Origin of the sequence: Parageobacillus sp. VR-IP (genome assembly GCF_013357975.1) — a bacterium.
Classification (GTDB): Bacteria; Bacillota; Bacilli; order Bacillales; family Anoxybacillaceae; genus Saccharococcus; species Saccharococcus caldoxylosilyticus.
The window spans coordinates 448372-466828 of record NZ_JABVYQ010000003.1 but is presented as its reverse complement, the minus strand read 5'-3'; the positions used below and the strand labels follow the sequence as shown (position 1 = coordinate 466828).

The window sequence follows — 18457 nt, the reverse complement described above, 5'->3', positions numbered from 1 at the left end:
TTGTTAAAACACCCTCTCGAAACCATTTTCCTCAGGAGGTGTAAAAAATGGACATTGACAAATTGTTGGAAGGTGGCATTGATCTTCATACCCATAGTAGTCCAAGTTTATTTCCTCGTAAATGGACCGATTGGGAAATGATCGACGCCGCGCGGAAACACCGTTTGGGTGGTATAGTCATTAAGTCACACGAGTCATCGACAGTCGACCGAGCGCTCGTTTTGCAAATGAAAGTGCCTGACTTGATCATCCGGGGTGGCATTGTTCTCAATGCTTTCATCGGTGGTCTCAACCCTTTCGCCGTTGAAGCCGCATTGAAAATGGGCGGTACATTTATATGGTTACCCACTATTTCTTCAGAACAGCATATTTCGCACTATCGTGGTAAGGAAGGCAAACTATTTCAAGGGATCAATGATATCCGCCACCCCGTAAACGGAATCTCGCTTTTACGTGAGGATGGACGCTTAAGAGACGTTGTATATGACATCATAGATATCGTAAAGGAAAACAACGGTGTACTTGCGACCGGCCATATCAGCGAAAAAGAAGTGATGGTGCTTGCGGATGCTGTTTTTGAACGTAAACTGGATAAATTTGTAATCACTCATCCGGATATGGGCATCGCCCCAGTTTCTCTGGAAAATCAAATAGATCTGGCACGACGCGGTGCATATTTGGAAAAATGTTTTTTGGCGACGACCGATTCTTTCAATGATTTAACCGTTGCAGAAATGGCGAAGACAATTCAATGCGTTGGTCCGGAACGTTGTCTGCTCGTCACTGACTTCGGGCAATCGTTCAATGACGATCCGATAACGGCGATGCGCAAGTTTGTTCGAGGACTGTTGGAAGCGGGCATCAGAGAAGATGAAATTCGCAAAATGTATGTGGACAATCCTTATGAGCTTGTTAAATAAAAAACTTTAAAGCCCGCACCGAAAAACGTTAGATAGAACCCCTATGGTGATAGCAAGTGCACAATACAATATACCAAATTATATTCTGAATATTTTTATTAAAATGTATTGTAAGCGCTTTTTACTCCGCCCTGATAACGAAGAGAAACTTAAACGGATTGATAAAAAAGGAGGGGATTCTGTGAGGTTGGATATATTGTTTACAGGATTTCCTGGGCGCTCGGATAGGGGATTTCTCGGTTGGAGCAGTTGTGTTTTGGTGCGTCCCGAGACCGGTTCACCCATACTTTTTGACACGGCAGGGTTTAACGAACGGGTCATGCTGTACGAGCGATTAGGTCAGCTCGGAATGAAACCCGAAGATATCGGAGCGGTTTTCTTAAGTCATTTTCATTTCGATCACGTCGCAAACGTTGGCATGTTTCCAAATGCTAAAATTTATCTTCATGAAAAAGAAATCGCCCATATTCACGCTTGTCGAAACGGCAACGTCCATGATCCTGCCGTTCCGCATGAATTGTTTCTAGCTTTAGAATCATCAGATAACCTTCGTGTATTACGTGGGCCACGCGGGCGTGTCGACACATGGGAATGGGTATTGACTCCAGGACATACACCAGGGCTTTGTAGTATGCTGCTTACGATTGGAGGGAAAAAATGGGTACTTGCATCAGATGCTGTCAAAAACAGTTATGAGCTTGAAACCGAAACTGTGACAATGACACTTGATCCCAAAGCCAGTAAGCAGAGTATCGTTTGGATAAAAAATACTGCTGATGTGGTCATTCCTGGACATGACGAACAACTTATTCTTGAACGTATGGATGAAAGTGCTATACATGTTGTAAAACACGCACACCCAGACATCACTATTGAAGTTCCCGTCCAAGTCTCAGTTCGCGTCGTTTCATCTTAAAGACCTTATTCATCACCAAGTTTTCTGAAAATACGGACATTTAGCGGGTTTAATTGTCAGTAAAATCATATTTTTAGAAACTTTACTTATCTAATTTAGTTAAATAGAAAAGTTACATCACCTATTCGAATCATAGATCATATCTGTTACTTTTCCAAAGTTATAACAATTTTATTGTAAATATAAAGAGTGAGGAGGAGTCGGGTGATGATTCAACCACAAATGTCCAATCAGAGTGTCAGCAATCCGTGGTACAAGGAAATTAGCAACAAACAATGGAGAAGCCTCTTGGCTTCTAGTTTCGGTTGGATGTTGGATGCTATGGATGTTATGTTGTATTCCATGGTTCTTGTCTACATCATGAAGGATTTGAACATGACACAATCCATCGCTGGCTTTTTGGCCACGTTGACTTTATTGAGTTCCGCCATTGGGGGGTTACTCTTCGGTATCTTCGCGGACAAGTTTGGACGAGTCCGTGCGCTCATCGTCAGTGTTTTTGTCTATTCGATATTTACGGCACTTTGCGGTTTTTCGCAAACCGTCACGCAGCTCGCTATCTTTCGTCTTTTATTGGGACTTGGCATGGGTGGTGAATGGGTTGCCGGTGCCGCACTTGTAACGGAAAGCTGGCCGGCACAACACAGGGGTAAGGCAATGGGATTTGTTCAAAGCAGCTGGGCCATTGGTTATATATTGGCTGCAATTGTTGCTGCGATTTTAATTCCTCTCGGAGGATGGAGAGCAGTTTTCTTCTTTGGCATCCTTCCGGCGCTCATTATCTTAATCTTCCGGCGAGGTACTGAAGAACCAGAGATTTGGCAAACGCGCAGCAAACAAAGAAAAGGCAAAACAAATAAGGGATCACTTTTGCAACTTTTTCGCCCTGGCATTCGAAAATGGACGATAATCGGTTCGTTATTGAGTATCTGCGCACAATTTGGTTATTGGGGACTGTTTACGTGGATTCCCGCCTATCTGGCAACGCCAGTCAACGAAGGTGGTGCTGGCCTTGACATCGTTAAGTCAACAACATGGATTGTCATCATGCAGATAGGTGCCTGGTTTGGTTATTCACTTTTCGGTTTAATGGCTGACCGTTTTGGACGTAAAAGCACGTTCATCCTTTTCTTTGGGTTGGCTGCGATTTTGGTTCCCGTATACGGTTTAATTCATCAATCGACGGCGCTACTTCTCATCGGACCGTTCGTCGCTTTCTTCGGTTCCGGCTATTTCAGTGGGTTCGGATCCGTGCTCGCAGAGTTATTCCCTACGGAGGTGCGTGCCACAGCTCAAGGTTTTTGTTACAATTTTGGTCGCGCTTTGGCTGCATTTGCCCCAACGATCATTGGCATGCTAGCCTCCAGCTTCGGTCTTGGTGGTGCATTCGGTTTCTTGACCATAGCATTTGTCATTGCCGTTTTTCTCGTCATCTTTTTCTTGCCAGAGACCAAAGGGTGGCAACTAAAATAAAAATATTACGCAAATTGCGGTGGTTTAAATGCGAGCTCTGTCATTACGGAAACGCATGATCAACTTTATATTATACAAAAATATATACAATTTTTATTAACCCAATAAAGAATAGTTACAATTGGTCAATCAATCGCTTTTCTGTCGAAGTTAGCACAGCTATGCTTGCCGACTTAGCATGCGACACGCATGTCTATACTGAACGAAGAACGCTTGTCAGACAATATATTTTGTCCGTGGCGTTCTCGTTCGGTGATTACGGCAGAAAAGCTAAGATAATCTGTTATTTTAGTCGGCAATATAGTCCCGTTTGAATTGATTTTAGTTTCTCAGTAGTAAAATAATGGATAATCAACATTCATATAGTCTTATATCTACAGCATATAGAAGAAGACATTTTAAAACTTATGTGTACCATTAGAGGAATAAGTATGTTCATTAGACGTCGCAATCGTTCCATCATAATAAGCTGTTACCACTAAATAAATATTTTGGTGTATGTTTCTAATCTGTTTGAAAACGACCATCTTCCTCCATCAGCAATTTGCATTCTTTACATTTAAATAGATTAAAGAAAAGAGGGGGAACTGTATGAACCACGTAGCCGTCATCGGTGGAGGCATCGTCGGGTTGGCTGCCGCATATGCCCTCAAACAAGCCGATTCAAGCGCCGAAATAACCATCATGGAAAAGGAAAATCGATGGGGAGCGCACCAAACCGGGCATAACAGCGGCGTCATTCATTCGGGCATTTACTATAAGCCCGGCAGTTACAAAGCACGATTCGCGAGATTGGGCGGAGAAATGCTCATCCATTTTTGTCGTCAATATGGCGTTCCTTTTGAACGATGCGGAAAGGTGATTGTCGCGACGAACGAACAGGAGCTTCCGCTTCTGAAAAACTTGTATCACCGCGGATTGAAAAACGGGCTGGATCTGGAACTAATCGATCAAGATCGTTTGCGGGATTTTGAGCCCCATATCAGCGGTATCGAAGCCATCCGTGTGAAAGAAACGGGCATCGTCGATTATACCAAAGTTTGCGAGATGATAGCGTCGTTGTTGAAAGATGCCGGCGCCGAGTTGCTATTAAATACAGAAGTAGAACGAATCGTAGAAAGCAGCCTAAAAGTCGATGTTATCACCAATCGCGGTGCCCGATCCTTTGATTTCGCAGTCAACTGTGCGGGGCTCCATAGCGATCGCATCGCACGTGCTTCTGGAATTATCACCGATTTGAAAATTGTTCCGTTCCGGGGAGAGTACTACAAGTTACGCCCTGAAAAACGCTATCTGGTGAAAAATCTAGTTTATCCCGTTCCAAATCCGCAATTCCCGTTTCTCGGCGTCCATCTTACGCGGATGATTAACGGCGAAGTCGAAGTTGGACCGAACGCCGTACTTGGTTTCAAACGTGAAGGGTATAAGAAGACAGATATTGACGCAAAAGATGTGCTGGATATTTTCTCTTTTAAAGGCTTTTGGAAGCTTGCCTTTAAGTATTGGCGCGAAGGAATGGAAGAGATGGTTCGTTCGTACAGTAAAAAAGCTTTTCTAAAGAACCTGCAACGTTTGCTTCCAGAAGTTGAAATGGATGATTTGATTCCGACAACTGCGGGCGTGCGCGCCCAAGCGCTACGCGCTGATGGCACGCTTGTTGATGACTTTTACATCATTAATACGAAACGTACGGTTCATGTGTTGAACGCTCCTTCGCCCGCAGCGACGGCTTGTCTCCCAATTGGTGAAGAGATCGCCCGCCGGGTAGCTGATTTGGCGTTGATCGCTGGTTAAAATGTCTAGGATATTATTGAGCATATGCTGAAGAGATAAATAACTAAATTTATTCATATGGTGGGACACCTATGGAGCAAAGGAATTTTATTCCCGTTATTAATAATCTAGGTTTCCCCATCATTGGATCAATAGTTTTTTCAATCTGTAAATACAACATAAATTCATCGGATAATCAATGACCGATGATGATAATCAGTAAAAATGATGACAAAGCACAAAAAATTCTTCGGAACTTGGGGTAGCAAGTTCCGAAGAATGGATGGTTATACCTACGCTCCTGCATTTATACCGTTCATTGCAGCGCTATGAAACGATAATGCGTTTCGGCCCATTTTTAATCAGCTGATCTACATCGTTTATTAGCGTGTAAATATCATCGTACGGTTGATCAATTTGCAGCATTTTCCGCAGTATGAAACGCGCGTCTTCGGAAATGGATAGCTCCTCTTCCCAACTTTTTTCTTCCTCTGTTTTCGGCTCGTACGAGGAATATAACAAAAATAAGGTAAAGTGCCCTAACGCGTAAAAATCGCTTTTTGGATGAATATCGCGCCACAGCTTCTTTTCGGGCACATACGTTTCGATATGAGAAACGGACTCACCAAAAAAACGCGCCAACCCAAAATCGATCACAAATACGGTACCGTCGCGCAACAAAATATTCGGGATGCGCAAATCGCGATGGACAATGTGATTGGCATGAATATATTCGACTACGGCGAGCACATCCCGCAATAATTGAAATGCTTCTCGTTCTGTATACGTTTTTCCCTTTTCGAAAATAAGCGCTTCAACTGTCTCTCCTTCGACAAAGTCCATTACGAGATGGGGCGTTCCATTTTCCAGGAACATGTCATATAACGCGGGAATTTGCGGATGCTTAAGCCGCATTAATATATCCGCTTCCCGCTGGAAGGACAGTTCGCTTTCTTTCCTTCTTGTTTTTCGACATTGTTTGACAACGACTTTCCTGCCTGTCTGTAAGTCGTTGGCCATGTAAGCAATGCCATAGCTTCCCATCCCAAGCTCTGCTACAATTTGATAGCGGCGCCGAATAACCTTCCCTTTTCGATACGGACGTTCGAATAGGCGAGCAAGCGCCGGGTGACGATACAAAAAACGCATCATTAGCTTCCGAAAAAGCTTGAAAAGAAACTGCCGCTATGATGTTTCTTTTTATAATACTTATGACCGAAGTGGGAAGGATGGATATTCGCATAATGCTTCGGATAATGGTCACTGCTGCTGTAATGCATTTTATGGTGCTGATGAAGCATGTGTTCTTTCAACAGTGCTTTGATGATTTTCTTTAACATATGATCTCTCCTTTACGATAAGATTACTCTATATTTATATACGAAATAGGAATAAGGAAGTTTCATGATTAACGTCCGTTTAGAGGGATGGCACCATGACATGGAACGATGTCATCCGGTTTAATCGTTGTACCTTTCTTTTTTTATATCGCCGTAGCGTTCTTTTCATTTAAAAACATTATAAATGACCACCGATAAGATGATGGGACTTAGAGGTATAGGAGCGTTCGTGACAAAGACGCAACAGGTATTACGGATAATAATAGCACAGTTTACTCATCACATAAATTGGTGAAAAAGGAGCTGTATGTTTTAAGACAATCTTCTGCTTTTTTTATTTGGATTCGTCCATTTAAGGGAAAGCGAAGGTTTATCCATTTCCGAAGTTTCCAGAAAGATTGGCCATAACTGGAGAACAGTCAAAAAATATGCGGATGGAGATATTAGCGGACAAAAAATTTTCAAAAAGAAATGGGAGATGATGTACGAGGAAGGATATGGAGAGGTCGTCGATGATTGGCTAGTAGAAAACGCGAAACTGTCTCAAAAAGATCGAAGAACAAAACGGGATTGAGAGCTTGCAAAAAGAGTATGGGTTTCCAGGTCCTTATTGTGCCGTATGTGTCTATATTCAAGAACGGAAACCACAATTGAAGGCAGAAAAAGAAATATGAACAGGTGTAGGGGACAATCTGTTGTTTTGAAATAGGATATTTTTCCTATAAAAATATAATTCTTTAGTCCGACATTAAGTATGTGAATAAAAGAAGTTTTGTTGAAGGAGCAATTAAAGAGGGCAATTTAATGAATGATCTCAGCAAAGAAATCAAGGTTACTAACCGATAGTGACCTTGATGTTTATTATGAGAACACTGCTTTTTTCTTTTATTCAAAGTTTCCCATTGATGAAACTTTATATTAAAGAAACACAATCTTTTTACTTGAGGAAGGTGCAGCAAGATGCTTCTCATCAATGATCAAATCATTTCCCCTATTCTAGCCGAATCGTTACAAGAGCTTAATGTGCCCGTTTTCAAACAAGGCAACCATTCCGAAATGTTAAAATCCTTACAAGGAATGGAAGCTAAGGAGTTTTTCTCTCTTATTGACGAACACCAAAAGTTGTTGACAAACTCAGAAAGTTGCTTAGCATTGCTTGAATCTTATGCTCCTAATAGTGTTCAAAATCATTGGGCAAAACAATTAAAAGATAAAGGAACGTTCCGTCAAATTCTTTCGAATATGTACCCTGATTATTTTTATAAGGTAGTAAACATGGATGAGCTTTATAAAATTCCGGTAAAGGATATTCCTTTTCCTGTTGTAATTAAGCCAAGCAAAGGATATTCCAGTGTCGGAGTGTATAAAGTGAAAAGTGCAGATCAATGGGAAGATACTTTACATAAATTAAATACAGATCTACTTTTTATAAAAAATATTTATGATAAAGAAGTGATTAACGGAGAGAGCATTTTAATCGAAAAATGGATATTCGGAGAAGAATATGCCGTTGACAGTTATTACGATTATAATGGTGATCCTGTGATTTTAAATATTTTTAAACGTTTGTTTAAGGACGAATATGATACGTCGGATCGAATCTACTATACGTCCAAACAAGTCATCAATGAAATTTACGATGACATATTGACTTTTATGCATAAGTTTAGAGAAATCGTCCCGGTAAAAAATTTTCCCATTCACTTTGAAGTGAGAAAAAGTAATTATACCATCATTCCAATTGAAATGAATCCGCTCAGATTTGCTGGGGCAGGAACAACAGATCTTGGATATTATGCTTATGGATGCAATGTATATAAACATTATTTTCAAGGCACAAGTCCGAATTGGGAAGAAGCACTTCACAATATGGATCAAAGTATCTACAGTTTCTTCTGCGCGGAAATTCCGATGAACATTTCACAAAATCTTATAAAATCTATTAACCATCAGTCGTTTAAAAAGCAGTTTCAACAAATTTTAGAATACAGAGAAATACAAGCAACAAATGATAGAACATTTGCCATTGTATTTTTCAAAAGCGAAACAATGGAAGAGCTTTATCGATTACTGCAAATGGATTTACGCCCATTTATCACATTAAAGGAAATGGAACATTCAAGGGAGAGATAAGGAATGAGAAATGCAATTTGGAAAAAATCGATTAAAGCGCAATTAGTGATTAGTTTTTTATTCCCCTTTCTTGTATTTTCACTGATTCTTTTTGGATTTGTTCGATATGTATCAGATTACATTATTCAAGAACATGTTATCCCGCAGTTTGATGAACGGTTAACAGAAAATGGACGATTATTAGCAGAGACGATTGATCCGGATTTAATTAAGAATACAATGGTTTTCCCAGAGAAATATGGGATGGAGCTGAAGCAGAAATTAGATTCATTTATTGAAAGAAAAAAAGGAATCGAATATGTATATGTACTGTCTAGAAAAAATGGAAGGGATGTCATTGTTGCTTTAAATGGCAGTGACAAATTTATGGTTGAGTCTCCGTTTACGAATAATCAAAAATTATCATATGAAAAAAAAGAGAGTGTTTTAAGTTCCATTTATAGAGATAAGTGGGGCGTCCATAAATCATTTTTCATTCCTGTAGATGGCGTGGATGCCATCGTCGGAATAGATATGAGCGCTAAATTTATCGACCATCTACAAAAGTGGATAATGACCGTTTCTCTTATTTTAACAGCTGTGATGATTGTTATCGGAATCTTATTAGCTTTATTCATTGGAAATAGAATGTCTAAACCTCTTCATCGTTTAGTGCAATATACGAAAACCTTTTCTACTGGAGATCTTAGCCAATCGGTAAATATTAAGCGAGAAGATGAAATAGGGGTCTTAGCAGATAGCTTTGAAGAAATGAGAAAAAATTTAAGTCGCATCATCGATAATGTAAGAGAGAAATCCGAAGCAATTCATCATACTGGTCAAACCCTTTTAGAATCCTTTGAGGAATTAGCTCAAGCTTCTAAACAGATTGCAATGAGTACAGATGAAGAGGCAAAAGGGTCCGAAGAAAGAGCTAATCATATTGACCGAATTTCAAATATGATGTCTGAAATGTCAATAGCGATATCCAATGTGGATGAACAAACTAAGTTGATTAAAAACCTTACCGATCAAACAAGTCAGCAAGCTGAAAAAGGAAATGTTCAAGTTCAAATAATTACCGAACAAATGAACAAAATAAAACAAAATGGCATGGTGAGTAAAGAAAACTTATTTAATCTGAGTAAAAAATTAGAACATATTAATGAAATCATTAAGATTATCCAAGACATTTCGTCCCAAATCCATCTTCTTTCTTTAAATGCATCGATTGAAGCAGCTCGTGCCGGAGAAGCCGGTAAAGGATTTTCGGTTGTTGCCCAAGAAGTTCAGAAGCTTGCAAATCAAACTGATGAATCCATTAAAACAATATCTGAAGCGATAGGTGAAATCCACGAACAGGCTAATATCGTGCTAAATCTGAACCAACAAGATTTTGAAGATATTGTAAAAGGTGTTGAGATTGTTGAGGATAATGGACGATTATTTAATTCTATTTTTGCATCAGTAGAGCAATTGGCAAAAGGAATTGATACGATTGCTAAAAGTACAGAAGATCTGCATCAAGCATCTGACGAAATTTTAACATCCATTCAAGAAATTGCTGCAATTTCAGAGCAGGGAGTGGCTGCAACTCAAGAAATTTCTGCTTCTGCTGTTCAGCAAAACAATACAATTGATTATTTAAAACAACAAAATTCAGAGTTAAAACTCTTGGCTGACAACCTCCAAGATATGATTAAGCGATTCAAGACAAGGGAAATTACAACAAAATAAAACGAAACTTTAATTGGTAGAGAAATTTCTTCATATCCAGCTGATAGTATTGGTCAAGTAGAGCAACAAAATAATGAATGCTCTGTCTTTAACAATAGGCAGAGCATTTTTGTTTTTAGTTCTTCGGAAGAATAACTGTTTTATTGGTGTTATGTCAAGAAAATTGGACACGTTAAACAGAGAGAAAATCTTTTGCTGAAACAGCGTTTTAGATGGAGTGAGAAAATGATGCTGAAATTAGGGAATTTTAAGGTTCTTACGCAAATTTGGTGAACTATCGAACGGTAGCTAAAATTACAAGATCTTTGTTCGATTTTTTATGATGAACTATCTTTATAAATGTAGAAAAGTGCATATATGATTACTTTGTTTCTTTACATTTTTCAACTGATCACCAAAAGAACGTAAGAACCTGTCATAGTCAAATTAAAAGATAACACTCTAACGATTTCATTTTTCACTAAACGCAATCTGTATACTAATCAACCCTAATAACAAACCTTTTACAATGTTCATTCGTTTTGCGATGAGCGAGTTGGTAAGCAGGACATGGCGCAGTTTCTCTGAAAACACGCTGACAGCGACAAAAATCACTAAAGCCTGAACCAGAAAAATCATCCCTAAAATCAACATCTGCAACGTAATGTGCCCCATCGATTTATTCACAAATTGAGGCAACAATGCCAAAAAGAACAAGGATACTTTTGGATTAAGCAGATTCATGAGAATTCCTTTTTTATACAATGATGGATACTTGAAAGGCTTGTTATGGTTAATAGCAAAGCCTGTTTCTTTTTCCTTAAATGATTGCCATGCTAAATACAGCAAATAAGCCGCACCCGTATATTTGACGACGGTAAAAGCCAAAGCGGATTGATAAATGATGGCGGAAATCCCAAGCGTTGCAGCCGTGATATGCACAATAAGGCCTGAACAAAGTCCCAGCGCTGTGGCGATTCCTGCTTTTTTGTCCTGTGAAATGCTTTGGGTAATCACAAACAGAATATCTGGTCCGGGCATTACTGTCAGCAATATCGCCACTCCTAAGAAGGACATGGTTAATGTGAAATCCATTTACAACACCTCTCTTGGATAGAATAAAAGGCCATTCTTCGCTTTCTTTTCCTTCGCTTTATTTCGTGGAGAAACAGCTTCATTCCTTCTTCATAGGATAATAAATTAGTGTTTTATCGGTGTTTTCGGCAAAGAAAAAATAATTCTTACGTTTTTTTGGTGAATGAGTGAAGGTTTTTTCTTTTTTTGGAATTTGTTGAAGGGTTTTTAGATGTAGACGTCGAATGTTAATTAATAGAAATGGAGTTACATGTTTCAAGAAAGGTGCCAATATGAGTTTGAAGAAATTTCATACACCTTTGACTGAAGCAGAAGTAGAAAGAGATATATCAATTATTAACACCAAATCAGCGTCGACGGATGGATGCTTTTACAAAGCGGAGCAAAAAAAGCGAGTGGTTGGAAGTTTTCGCATCAAAAAAGGAATTACAGTAGCAGAAGATATGGATACGCAATTTGCGTATGTATTATAAATGAACAGGAGATGATGGAATTTGCCTTTAAAAAATTATGGAGTTCTAAAGGGAAAACCAGTCGACTCTATGATGGGAAGAGGGGAAAATCCACATTATCAAGTTCTTATCGAGGATGAGGAAGGGACTAAGTATCGAATAGCCATTAATATTAAATCTCAATCTTATCCTTCAGAAGTATTATATTTCGTCGGTGAGGATTTCCACTCGGAAGACATTACAAAGTTACCTGACTTAGAGTTTGGCTTTACTCCTATAAAAAATAATCATCCAGACATTGGACTTGATTATATACGGGGAAATTTATTAGATCCTAGAAAAATGATTCCCCTCCCAGCTGATGTAGAGGGTCCAGATAACGATTTGAACGAAAAGATTCAACATTATATTAAGCAAGCTATTGATAAGAAGGCAATCATATACGCTTTTGGAGAGAGATGGGGCCCAGAGCAAAATAAGCCTGATAAGTATTTTGGTTTTTTACCTGGTAATGGCATACATGATATTCATATGAACCAAGGAAATGTGGGAAAATGGAAAAAAGATAACGGGATATGGCAAGATGGGGGGATTCTAATACATTTCGAACAAGAAAAAAGGTGGGTAGCCATTTTTCTCGCTTTCCAATCTCAATCCTGGTGTACAGATGAAAAGGGAAATGCAATCAAACCGGTAGAAGAATGTAACCATAAAAATGTTAATTATCAGGAAACAATGTCTTGATATATTTTCGACTGGACAATACTATCTAGTTAGCAACAAAAAGTGTTTACTTTTTTAAAGTAAACACTTTTTGTCGTATATTCGACTCACGAAGTAGATCATCATTGATATGAACAGCATCTCTTGCATTAGTAGTAATGACTTTTACGCAAAAGGAACATTTTTGATGCTTGTTATAAGAGGTATACAAAATTAACATTACCTTAATATGGCCTTTCGTGAAAAACACCACATAGACGTGATACAATGCTATCGATTTTCGATATCGAAAATCGATAATGAAGGGGATCATGATGGAAAATAAAGTGTTACGTAAATTGTTTCTTGGTTTTATTCAAATACACATTTTACATCATGCGAAAAAAGAGCCCATATTTGGTTCATGGATGTTAGAAGAACTAAAAAAACATGGTTATCAGATGAGTGCTGGAACATTGTATCCTTTACTGCATGACATGGAGTTAAACGGTCTATTAGAAAAAGAAGAAAAAAATGTTGAAGGGAAGATTAGAAAATACTACAGAACAACGGAAAAAGGAAATGAGGTACTTATAAAAGCGAGAGAAAAAGCCTACGAGCTATTTAAAGAAATAAAGGATTAACGAGCTTCAATTATTTTGATGAATTAATCGTACACACTTTGGGTTGTACAATATTTGTAACATATATCATGACCATTTATCACTAGGGGGGGAATAAGAAGAGATGGACCAAGAAAATGAGATGCAACGGGAACAAAGAGGTTCTGTTTGGGAAGTATTGAAAACAGCTACTCGACTAGGATTGACGTCTTTTGGAGGGCCTATTGCTCATTTAGGATATTTTCGAGAGGAATATGTGAACCGGCGAAAATGGGTGGATGAAAAAACATATGCCGATTTGGTAGCACTGTGTCAATTTTTACCGGGTCCGGCGAGTAGTCAGGTTGGAATGGGGATTGGGTTTATACGAGCTGGTTTTTGGGGCGCTATCGCCGCTTGGCTTGGATTTACTCTTCCTTCTGCCATTGCGCTTATCTTGTTTGCCTACTTTTTGAAAGGAACTTCCTTCCGTGAGACAGGCTGGCTCCATGGACTGCTGGTTGTGGCGGTCGCTGTAGTGGCTCAAGCGGTGTGGGGCATGGCCAAAAACTTTGCGTCTGATCGGCCGCGTGCCACCATTGCGATCGCAGCAGCTATGTTGGCTTTAATGATTCCGAGTGTTTTTAGTCAAGTGGGAATCATCGTAGGTGCTGGAATCATAGGATGGTTTTTGTTCCGAAGCACTCCAGTTTCTAATCCAATTCCAATTTCTATCTCGTTTAATAAAAAGGCAGCCATGATCTTACTCATTTTATTTTTTGCTTTGTTAGGGTTGCTTCCTGTAGTCCGACAGTTCACTGGTTCTAATCTGGTTGCACTCTTTGATAGCTTTTATCGATCTGGTGCCTTGGTATTCGGCGGAGGACATGTTGTGCTTCCCTTGCTGCAAGCAGAAGTGGTTCCTACTGGGTGGCTAACAGCCAATCAATTCTTAGCTGGGTACGGAGCGGCACAAGCAGTACCAGGGCCATTGTTTACCTTTGCATCGTACTTAGGAATGGCTAGTTTCGGATGGAAAGGTGCTATCGTGGCAACTCTTGCTATCTTTCTACCTTCTTTTCTGTTAATCCTTGGAGCCCTTCCTTTTTGGAATTGGCTTCGTCATCGCCCCCGTTTTCAAGCAGCACTATATGGTATCAATGCAGCTGTTGTAGGAATCTTACTTGCAGCACTATATCATCCTGTATGGACGAAAGCAATAAAAAGCCCGTTAGATTTTTGCCTTGCTTTAGCCGACTTTGGCCTATTAACGGTCTGGAAGTGTCCGCCTTGGATTGTCGTTGTATTTTCCGCCGCCGCAGGAGCTCTTCTTTTCTTTATTTCGTAAAATATCCACTGGCAAAGAGTTTTTTGGTTCTTACGCCATTTTGGTGATAAGAAGTGGCTAATCGAGAAAATCAGTGTGCAAATTAGAGGTTTTTAGTTTCTCATTCTCATTATCTCGAATTTTCACCAAAAGAACGTAAGAACCATTTTATCATCGTCATGGACATAGGGAGGGCCGCTCAAGTTCCAACCGTGTATAAATACGGAGTTTATATATCGTGTATTTATCATATGGGAATTTATGTAGAATAAGATGTTGAACCTTTTTTATTTACGGTCTTTACACGATTCAAGCGTTGTACGCATCTTCAAGAATGTGAAGATAATCCTCGGCCGTCACAGTCCGGATGTTGCTTGGAGTGGATCCGTTTTGCACCGCCAGTTCCACAATTTTTCCAAAGTCTTCTTTACGCAAACCAGGTAAGTCTTTTAGTTTTGGAATGTCCAAACTGCGGGTGAACGCCTCGATGCCCTGGATCAATTGTTCGACAGCTTGTTCATCCGAATCAGATTCTGCCGCAAATTTCATATACCGCGCCAATTTTGCATGCATTGCCTTATTCTCTTGCGCATTAAATTTCAACACAAACGGCAAAAATACAGCATTTGCGACACCATGCGGCGTATCATAGAGCCCGCCTAGAGCCTCCGCCAAACAATGGACAGCCGCTACGTCTGCGGATCCGAAACATAATCCCGCAAGCAAACTAGCCAGCAGCATGTCGTATCGGGCTTTTTCGTTTCGGCCATCCCGATATGCTTCAGGAAGTGCTGACACAATGATTTTCATTGCTCTTGCTCCCAGTGCTTGCGATATTGGATTCGTCACTTTGCACGTATAGCCTTCGATTGCATGAACTAATGCATCAACCCCAGTCGCAGCCGTAACGGATTTAGGTACGGTGAATGTAAGCTCCGGATCAAGAACAGCCAATACCGGACGAAGCGCAGCATCTTTCAATGTCAGCTTCCGGTGGGTGGAAGCTTCCGTAATAACGGACGAACGGGTGACTTCGGTGCCTGTCCCCGCTGTTGTTGGGACACAAATAATGGGAGCTACGTTCTCATACCGCCGTTTTCCTTCTGCATATTCAATTGGTGTCCCGCCATTTCGTCCAATGAGTGCAATCGCTTTTCCCGTATCCATCGCACTTCCACCGCCGATGGCGATAACGGCATCAGCGTTCTGTTCATTAAAATACTCCGCGCCTTTCAGGCATTCCGTGTCGCGCGGATTTTGCGATACGTCATCAAACAACGTTACGCGATAGCCGGCTGACTGCAATTTTGCTTGAATCGGTTCAACTAAGCCGGTCTGAACGACTCCCGGGTCACTAACAAGTAAAATCGATTTTCCAACTTGCAGTGATTCCAACAATTCCGGCAGCTGCTTTGCTTTCCCCATTCCCATTTCAATGCGTGTCGGGCAAAAATAATGAAAACTGTTCATATGTCTCCCCCTTAAGCAACTGGAATAAAATTATGAATATTTTAATTTTAATTCTGATTGATCTGTCATACAAGTCAAATAAATCGCGTTATCGGGGAAACCACTGTAAAATCCTCCTATGGCGGAGGATTTTTTGTTTTCTTAAGGCATATTTTATGAGGTTGGTAGATATACAAAGTAAAGACAACTTAGTACAAGGTGGGGATGATGGATGAACTCCATTTGGCTTTTAGGGTTTTCTGCTTCTGCTATCGGAATGTTATCTGGTGGAGCGATTGCTTGGTTGTTTCAAGGCTGGCAAAGAGGAACACCTACCATTTTTTCCATATGTAGTGGAATGATATTCGGGCTGGTCACAATGGAAATTTTGCCTGAAAGCATAGAAATTGGAGGCTGGTTTATTGCTATTGTCGGATTGATTTTTGGTTATTTTATATACAAGTATCTAGAAAAGGTTTCCCATCATGTGATCATTATTACCAATGACGCTAAAAAAGACTTATTTGTACATTCTGGTCTATTTTTAACATTCAGTATTGCCTTGCATAATTTTCCAACAGGCATCGCACTTGGAGCCAATACTCATGATTCATTGACTAAACCAATGATGACTACGATCATGCTTCACAATATTCCAGAAGGGATTGCTGTTTTTACTCCCTTGCTGATGGCTGGGTTTGGAATCCTCAGCATCATACTTGGGGCAACCATAGCCTCCGTCCCCGTAGGAGTTGGAGCCTTCATAGGAAATAGTTATGGAATGGGAGTTCCTTGGTTAGCAGCAATGATTATCGCATTGGCAATGGGATTAATGCTTTCTGTAACGGGAAAAGAGATTTTCGGAACAGCTTTACGCACATCTGCCAAAATATACTGCGTTATCATGGCTATAATCGGTTTTATATTGGTTTCATTTTACTTGTTTTTTCTATAAAAGGCAAAACATTTCCTAAACTTGACAAAAAAATGAATGTAAAATATGATATACATACATATGAACATATGCTCATATATAAAAGTGAGGGAATCATCATGAAGGTAGAAGACCATTCTTTCTTAAAATCTGAAACCATTGAAAATGTATCGCAAATATTTAAGGTATTATCCGATCCAACAAGAATCAAAATTCTTTATTTGTTATCGCAAGAAGAGTGCAATGTCAATCACATTGCGGAAGTGTTGGAAATGTCTCAATCAGCCGTTTCCCATCAGCTTAGTATGTTACGAAATCTGAGATTGGTTAAGTATCGCCGTGAAGGAAAAACACTATTTTACTCCTGCGATGACGAACACGTTATTTCATTATTAAAACAAGCCATTGACCATTCTGAACATCATTAAGGAGGCATTTTATCATGCATCATCACCATCATTCTCACGACCACCATGGTCACCACCATCCCCACGGACACCATCACCATCACGGAAGAGAAGGTAATAAAAAAGGGCTTACGATTGCGCTTTTTATTACCGCTGGAATTATGTTATTAGAGTTTTTCGGAGGTTTAATCACAAACAGCCTAGCCCTTCTTTCCGACTCTGGACATATGCTTAGTGATGCCAGTTCCCTTGTTCTTAGCTTAGTTGCTATTTGGTTTGCTACCAAACCAGCTTCGCCTAATAAAACGTATGGCTTTTATCGTTTTGAAATCTTGGCCGCTTTGTTTAATGGAGTTACCTTGTTTGTTATCGCTGGGTTTATCGTATGGGAAGCTATTCAGCGTTTTTACAACCCGCCTACCGTAGCTAGCGGCTCTATGATGTTGATTGCGTCCATCGGTCTTTTTGCCAATCTTTTAAGTGCATGGGCGTTAATGAGAAAAGGGGATGTGGAAAATAATATCAATCTTCGTAGTGCCTATCTTCACGTTATCGGTGACGCTTTAGGTTCTGTAGGTGCTATCATCGCTGGGCTTGCCATGTGGCTCTTTGATTGGTATGTGGCAGATCCCACTATTTCCATTTTGGTTGCTTTATTAATTTTGAAAGGTGCTTGGGGAGTGATTAAACATACGGTTCACATTTTGATGGAAGGAACGCCCATTACCATTGACCAAAATGAAGTGAAAAAAGCCTTAGAAAGTATCGAAGGAGTGATTGACGTTCACGACCTTCATATTTGGACGATTACATCAGGGTTGGATTCATTAAGTTGCCATATTTTGATTGAAGATCATCAAGACAGCCAAAAGGTTTTACAAGATGCCATTCACATGATTGAAGAAAAATTTAAGATTTTGCATACAACCATTCAAATTGAAACCTCTCAAATCCATCACGGGGAAATGAAAGTCTAACCCTTTTCGAAACTGATGGAAATGTGACAAAACGCTGATGTTCTTGTTATCGGTGCGGGTCAAGCAGGATTAGCGATGGGATATTATCTTGTTTTGCCATTGTTGGCAAGAAAAATCGGTTACAGAAGAGAATTTCAAACGAACGACTTCCTGTTTCGGCTCTTCGGAATAAGTGTTAAAAGTTTGTCCTTTCTTCGCCATAAAAAATCTCCTCCCAAGTAGACTCTTAAGAACATCATGTCAAATGGTCCTCTTTTTTCGT

General features: G+C 39.8%; 18 protein-coding genes. 13 read left to right on the top strand and 5 right to left on the bottom strand.

All coding sequences use genetic code 11. The features are described 5' to 3' along the window. Nucleotides 1–47 precede the first annotated feature (47 nt). The 4 genes from HT574_RS10295 to lhgO all read left to right on the top strand — a co-directional run bounded on the left by HT574_RS10295 (nucleotide 48) and on the right by lhgO (nucleotide 5103). Entirely contained in the window at nucleotides 48–920 is an 873-nt protein-coding gene (locus HT574_RS10295) for a DUF6282 family protein (RefSeq protein WP_175244517.1), read from the top strand. 43 nt (nucleotides 921–963) lie between these two features. Beyond that, nucleotides 964–1836, top strand: coding sequence for an MBL fold metallo-hydrolase (locus HT574_RS10290; protein WP_175244516.1), 873 nt, complete (start codon nucleotides 964–966; stop codon nucleotides 1834–1836). Between the two features lie 207 nt (nucleotides 1837–2043). After that, complete coding sequence (locus tag HT574_RS10285) at nucleotides 2044–3309, top strand: MFS transporter (RefSeq protein WP_175244515.1); 1266 nt, start codon at nucleotides 2044–2046, stop codon at nucleotides 3307–3309. A gap of 591 nt (nucleotides 3310–3900) precedes the next feature. Continuing rightward, complete coding sequence (lhgO, locus tag HT574_RS10280; protein ID WP_175244514.1) at nucleotides 3901–5103, top strand: L-2-hydroxyglutarate oxidase; 1203 nt, start codon at nucleotides 3901–3903, stop codon at nucleotides 5101–5103. A 306-nt stretch (nucleotides 5104–5409) separates the two neighbouring features. Here the strand turns inward: lhgO and HT574_RS10275 are convergent, their stop codons facing one another. Continuing rightward, nucleotides 5410–6234: a serine/threonine protein kinase gene (locus tag HT574_RS10275; RefSeq protein ID WP_375154098.1), complete on the bottom strand. Its 825-nt coding sequence runs from the start codon at nucleotides 6232–6234 to the stop codon at nucleotides 5410–5412. Beyond that, nucleotides 6234–6422: a hypothetical protein gene (locus HT574_RS10270; protein ID WP_017435387.1), complete on the bottom strand. Its 189-nt coding sequence runs from the start codon at nucleotides 6420–6422 to the stop codon at nucleotides 6234–6236. Before HT574_RS10270 ends, HT574_RS10275 begins: the two co-directional genes overlap by 1 nt. 960 nt (nucleotides 6423–7382) lie before the next feature. On the opposite strand from HT574_RS10270, the gene HT574_RS10265 reads away from it, so the two are divergent. Both HT574_RS10265 and HT574_RS10260 read left to right on the top strand, forming a co-directional pair. Then, nucleotides 7383–8555, top strand: a complete 1173-nt coding sequence (locus HT574_RS10265; RefSeq protein ID WP_017435384.1) for an ATP-grasp domain-containing protein — start codon at nucleotides 7383–7385, stop codon at nucleotides 8553–8555. A gap of 3 nt (nucleotides 8556–8558) precedes the next feature. Next, nucleotides 8559–10271, top strand: a complete 1713-nt coding sequence (locus HT574_RS10260; RefSeq protein ID WP_175244513.1) for a methyl-accepting chemotaxis protein — start codon at nucleotides 8559–8561, stop codon at nucleotides 10269–10271. Between the two features lie 450 nt (nucleotides 10272–10721). Here the strand turns inward: HT574_RS10260 and HT574_RS10255 are convergent, their stop codons facing one another. After that, nucleotides 10722–11345 carry a LysE family translocator gene (locus tag HT574_RS10255; RefSeq protein WP_175244512.1) on the bottom strand — a complete coding sequence of 208 codons (624 nt, stop codon included), beginning with the start codon at nucleotides 11343–11345 and terminating at the stop codon, nucleotides 10722–10724. A 272-nt stretch (nucleotides 11346–11617) separates the two neighbouring features. On the opposite strand from HT574_RS10255, the gene HT574_RS10250 reads away from it, so the two are divergent. The 4 genes from HT574_RS10250 to chrA all read left to right on the top strand — a co-directional run bounded on the left by HT574_RS10250 (nucleotide 11618) and on the right by chrA (nucleotide 14449). Continuing rightward, nucleotides 11618–11818 (top strand): hypothetical protein, encoded by a 201-nt coding sequence (locus HT574_RS10250; RefSeq protein WP_061580058.1) that lies wholly within the window; start codon nucleotides 11618–11620, stop codon nucleotides 11816–11818. A gap of 21 nt (nucleotides 11819–11839) precedes the next feature. Then, nucleotides 11840–12541 carry a DUF2278 family protein gene (locus HT574_RS10245; RefSeq protein WP_017435380.1) on the top strand — a complete coding sequence of 234 codons (702 nt, stop codon included), beginning with the start codon at nucleotides 11840–11842 and terminating at the stop codon, nucleotides 12539–12541. 293 nt (nucleotides 12542–12834) lie between these two features. After that, nucleotides 12835–13143: a PadR family transcriptional regulator gene (locus tag HT574_RS10240; RefSeq protein ID WP_175244587.1), complete on the top strand. Its 309-nt coding sequence runs from the start codon at nucleotides 12835–12837 to the stop codon at nucleotides 13141–13143. A gap of 103 nt (nucleotides 13144–13246) precedes the next feature. After that, nucleotides 13247–14449, top strand: a complete 1203-nt coding sequence (chrA, locus tag HT574_RS10235) for a chromate efflux transporter (RefSeq protein ID WP_175244511.1) — start codon at nucleotides 13247–13249, stop codon at nucleotides 14447–14449. A 288-nt stretch (nucleotides 14450–14737) separates the two neighbouring features. Here the strand turns inward: chrA and HT574_RS10230 are convergent, their stop codons facing one another. Next, nucleotides 14738–15898 carry an iron-containing alcohol dehydrogenase gene (locus tag HT574_RS10230; RefSeq protein ID WP_175244510.1) on the bottom strand — a complete coding sequence of 387 codons (1161 nt, stop codon included), beginning with the start codon at nucleotides 15896–15898 and terminating at the stop codon, nucleotides 14738–14740. Between the two features lie 211 nt (nucleotides 15899–16109). Between HT574_RS10230 and HT574_RS10225 the strand changes: the two genes are divergently transcribed. The 3 genes from HT574_RS10225 to HT574_RS10215 all read left to right on the top strand — a co-directional run bounded on the left by HT574_RS10225 (nucleotide 16110) and on the right by HT574_RS10215 (nucleotide 18195). Further along, nucleotides 16110–16832, top strand: coding sequence for a ZIP family metal transporter (locus tag HT574_RS10225; RefSeq protein ID WP_175244509.1), 723 nt, complete (start codon nucleotides 16110–16112; stop codon nucleotides 16830–16832). Nucleotides 16833–16930: 98 nt separating this feature from the next. Next, nucleotides 16931–17239, top strand: coding sequence for an ArsR/SmtB family transcription factor (locus tag HT574_RS10220; RefSeq protein WP_175244508.1), 309 nt, complete (start codon nucleotides 16931–16933; stop codon nucleotides 17237–17239). A 14-nt stretch (nucleotides 17240–17253) separates the two neighbouring features. Further along, nucleotides 17254–18195 carry a cation diffusion facilitator family transporter gene (locus HT574_RS10215; protein ID WP_175244507.1) on the top strand — a complete coding sequence of 314 codons (942 nt, stop codon included), beginning with the start codon at nucleotides 17254–17256 and terminating at the stop codon, nucleotides 18193–18195. 69 nt (nucleotides 18196–18264) lie between these two features. On the opposite strand, the gene HT574_RS20225 is transcribed toward HT574_RS10215, so the two are convergent. Next, entirely contained in the window at nucleotides 18265–18396 is a 132-nt protein-coding gene (locus HT574_RS20225) for a hypothetical protein (RefSeq protein ID WP_256410662.1), read from the bottom strand. Nucleotides 18397–18457 lie beyond the last annotated feature (61 nt).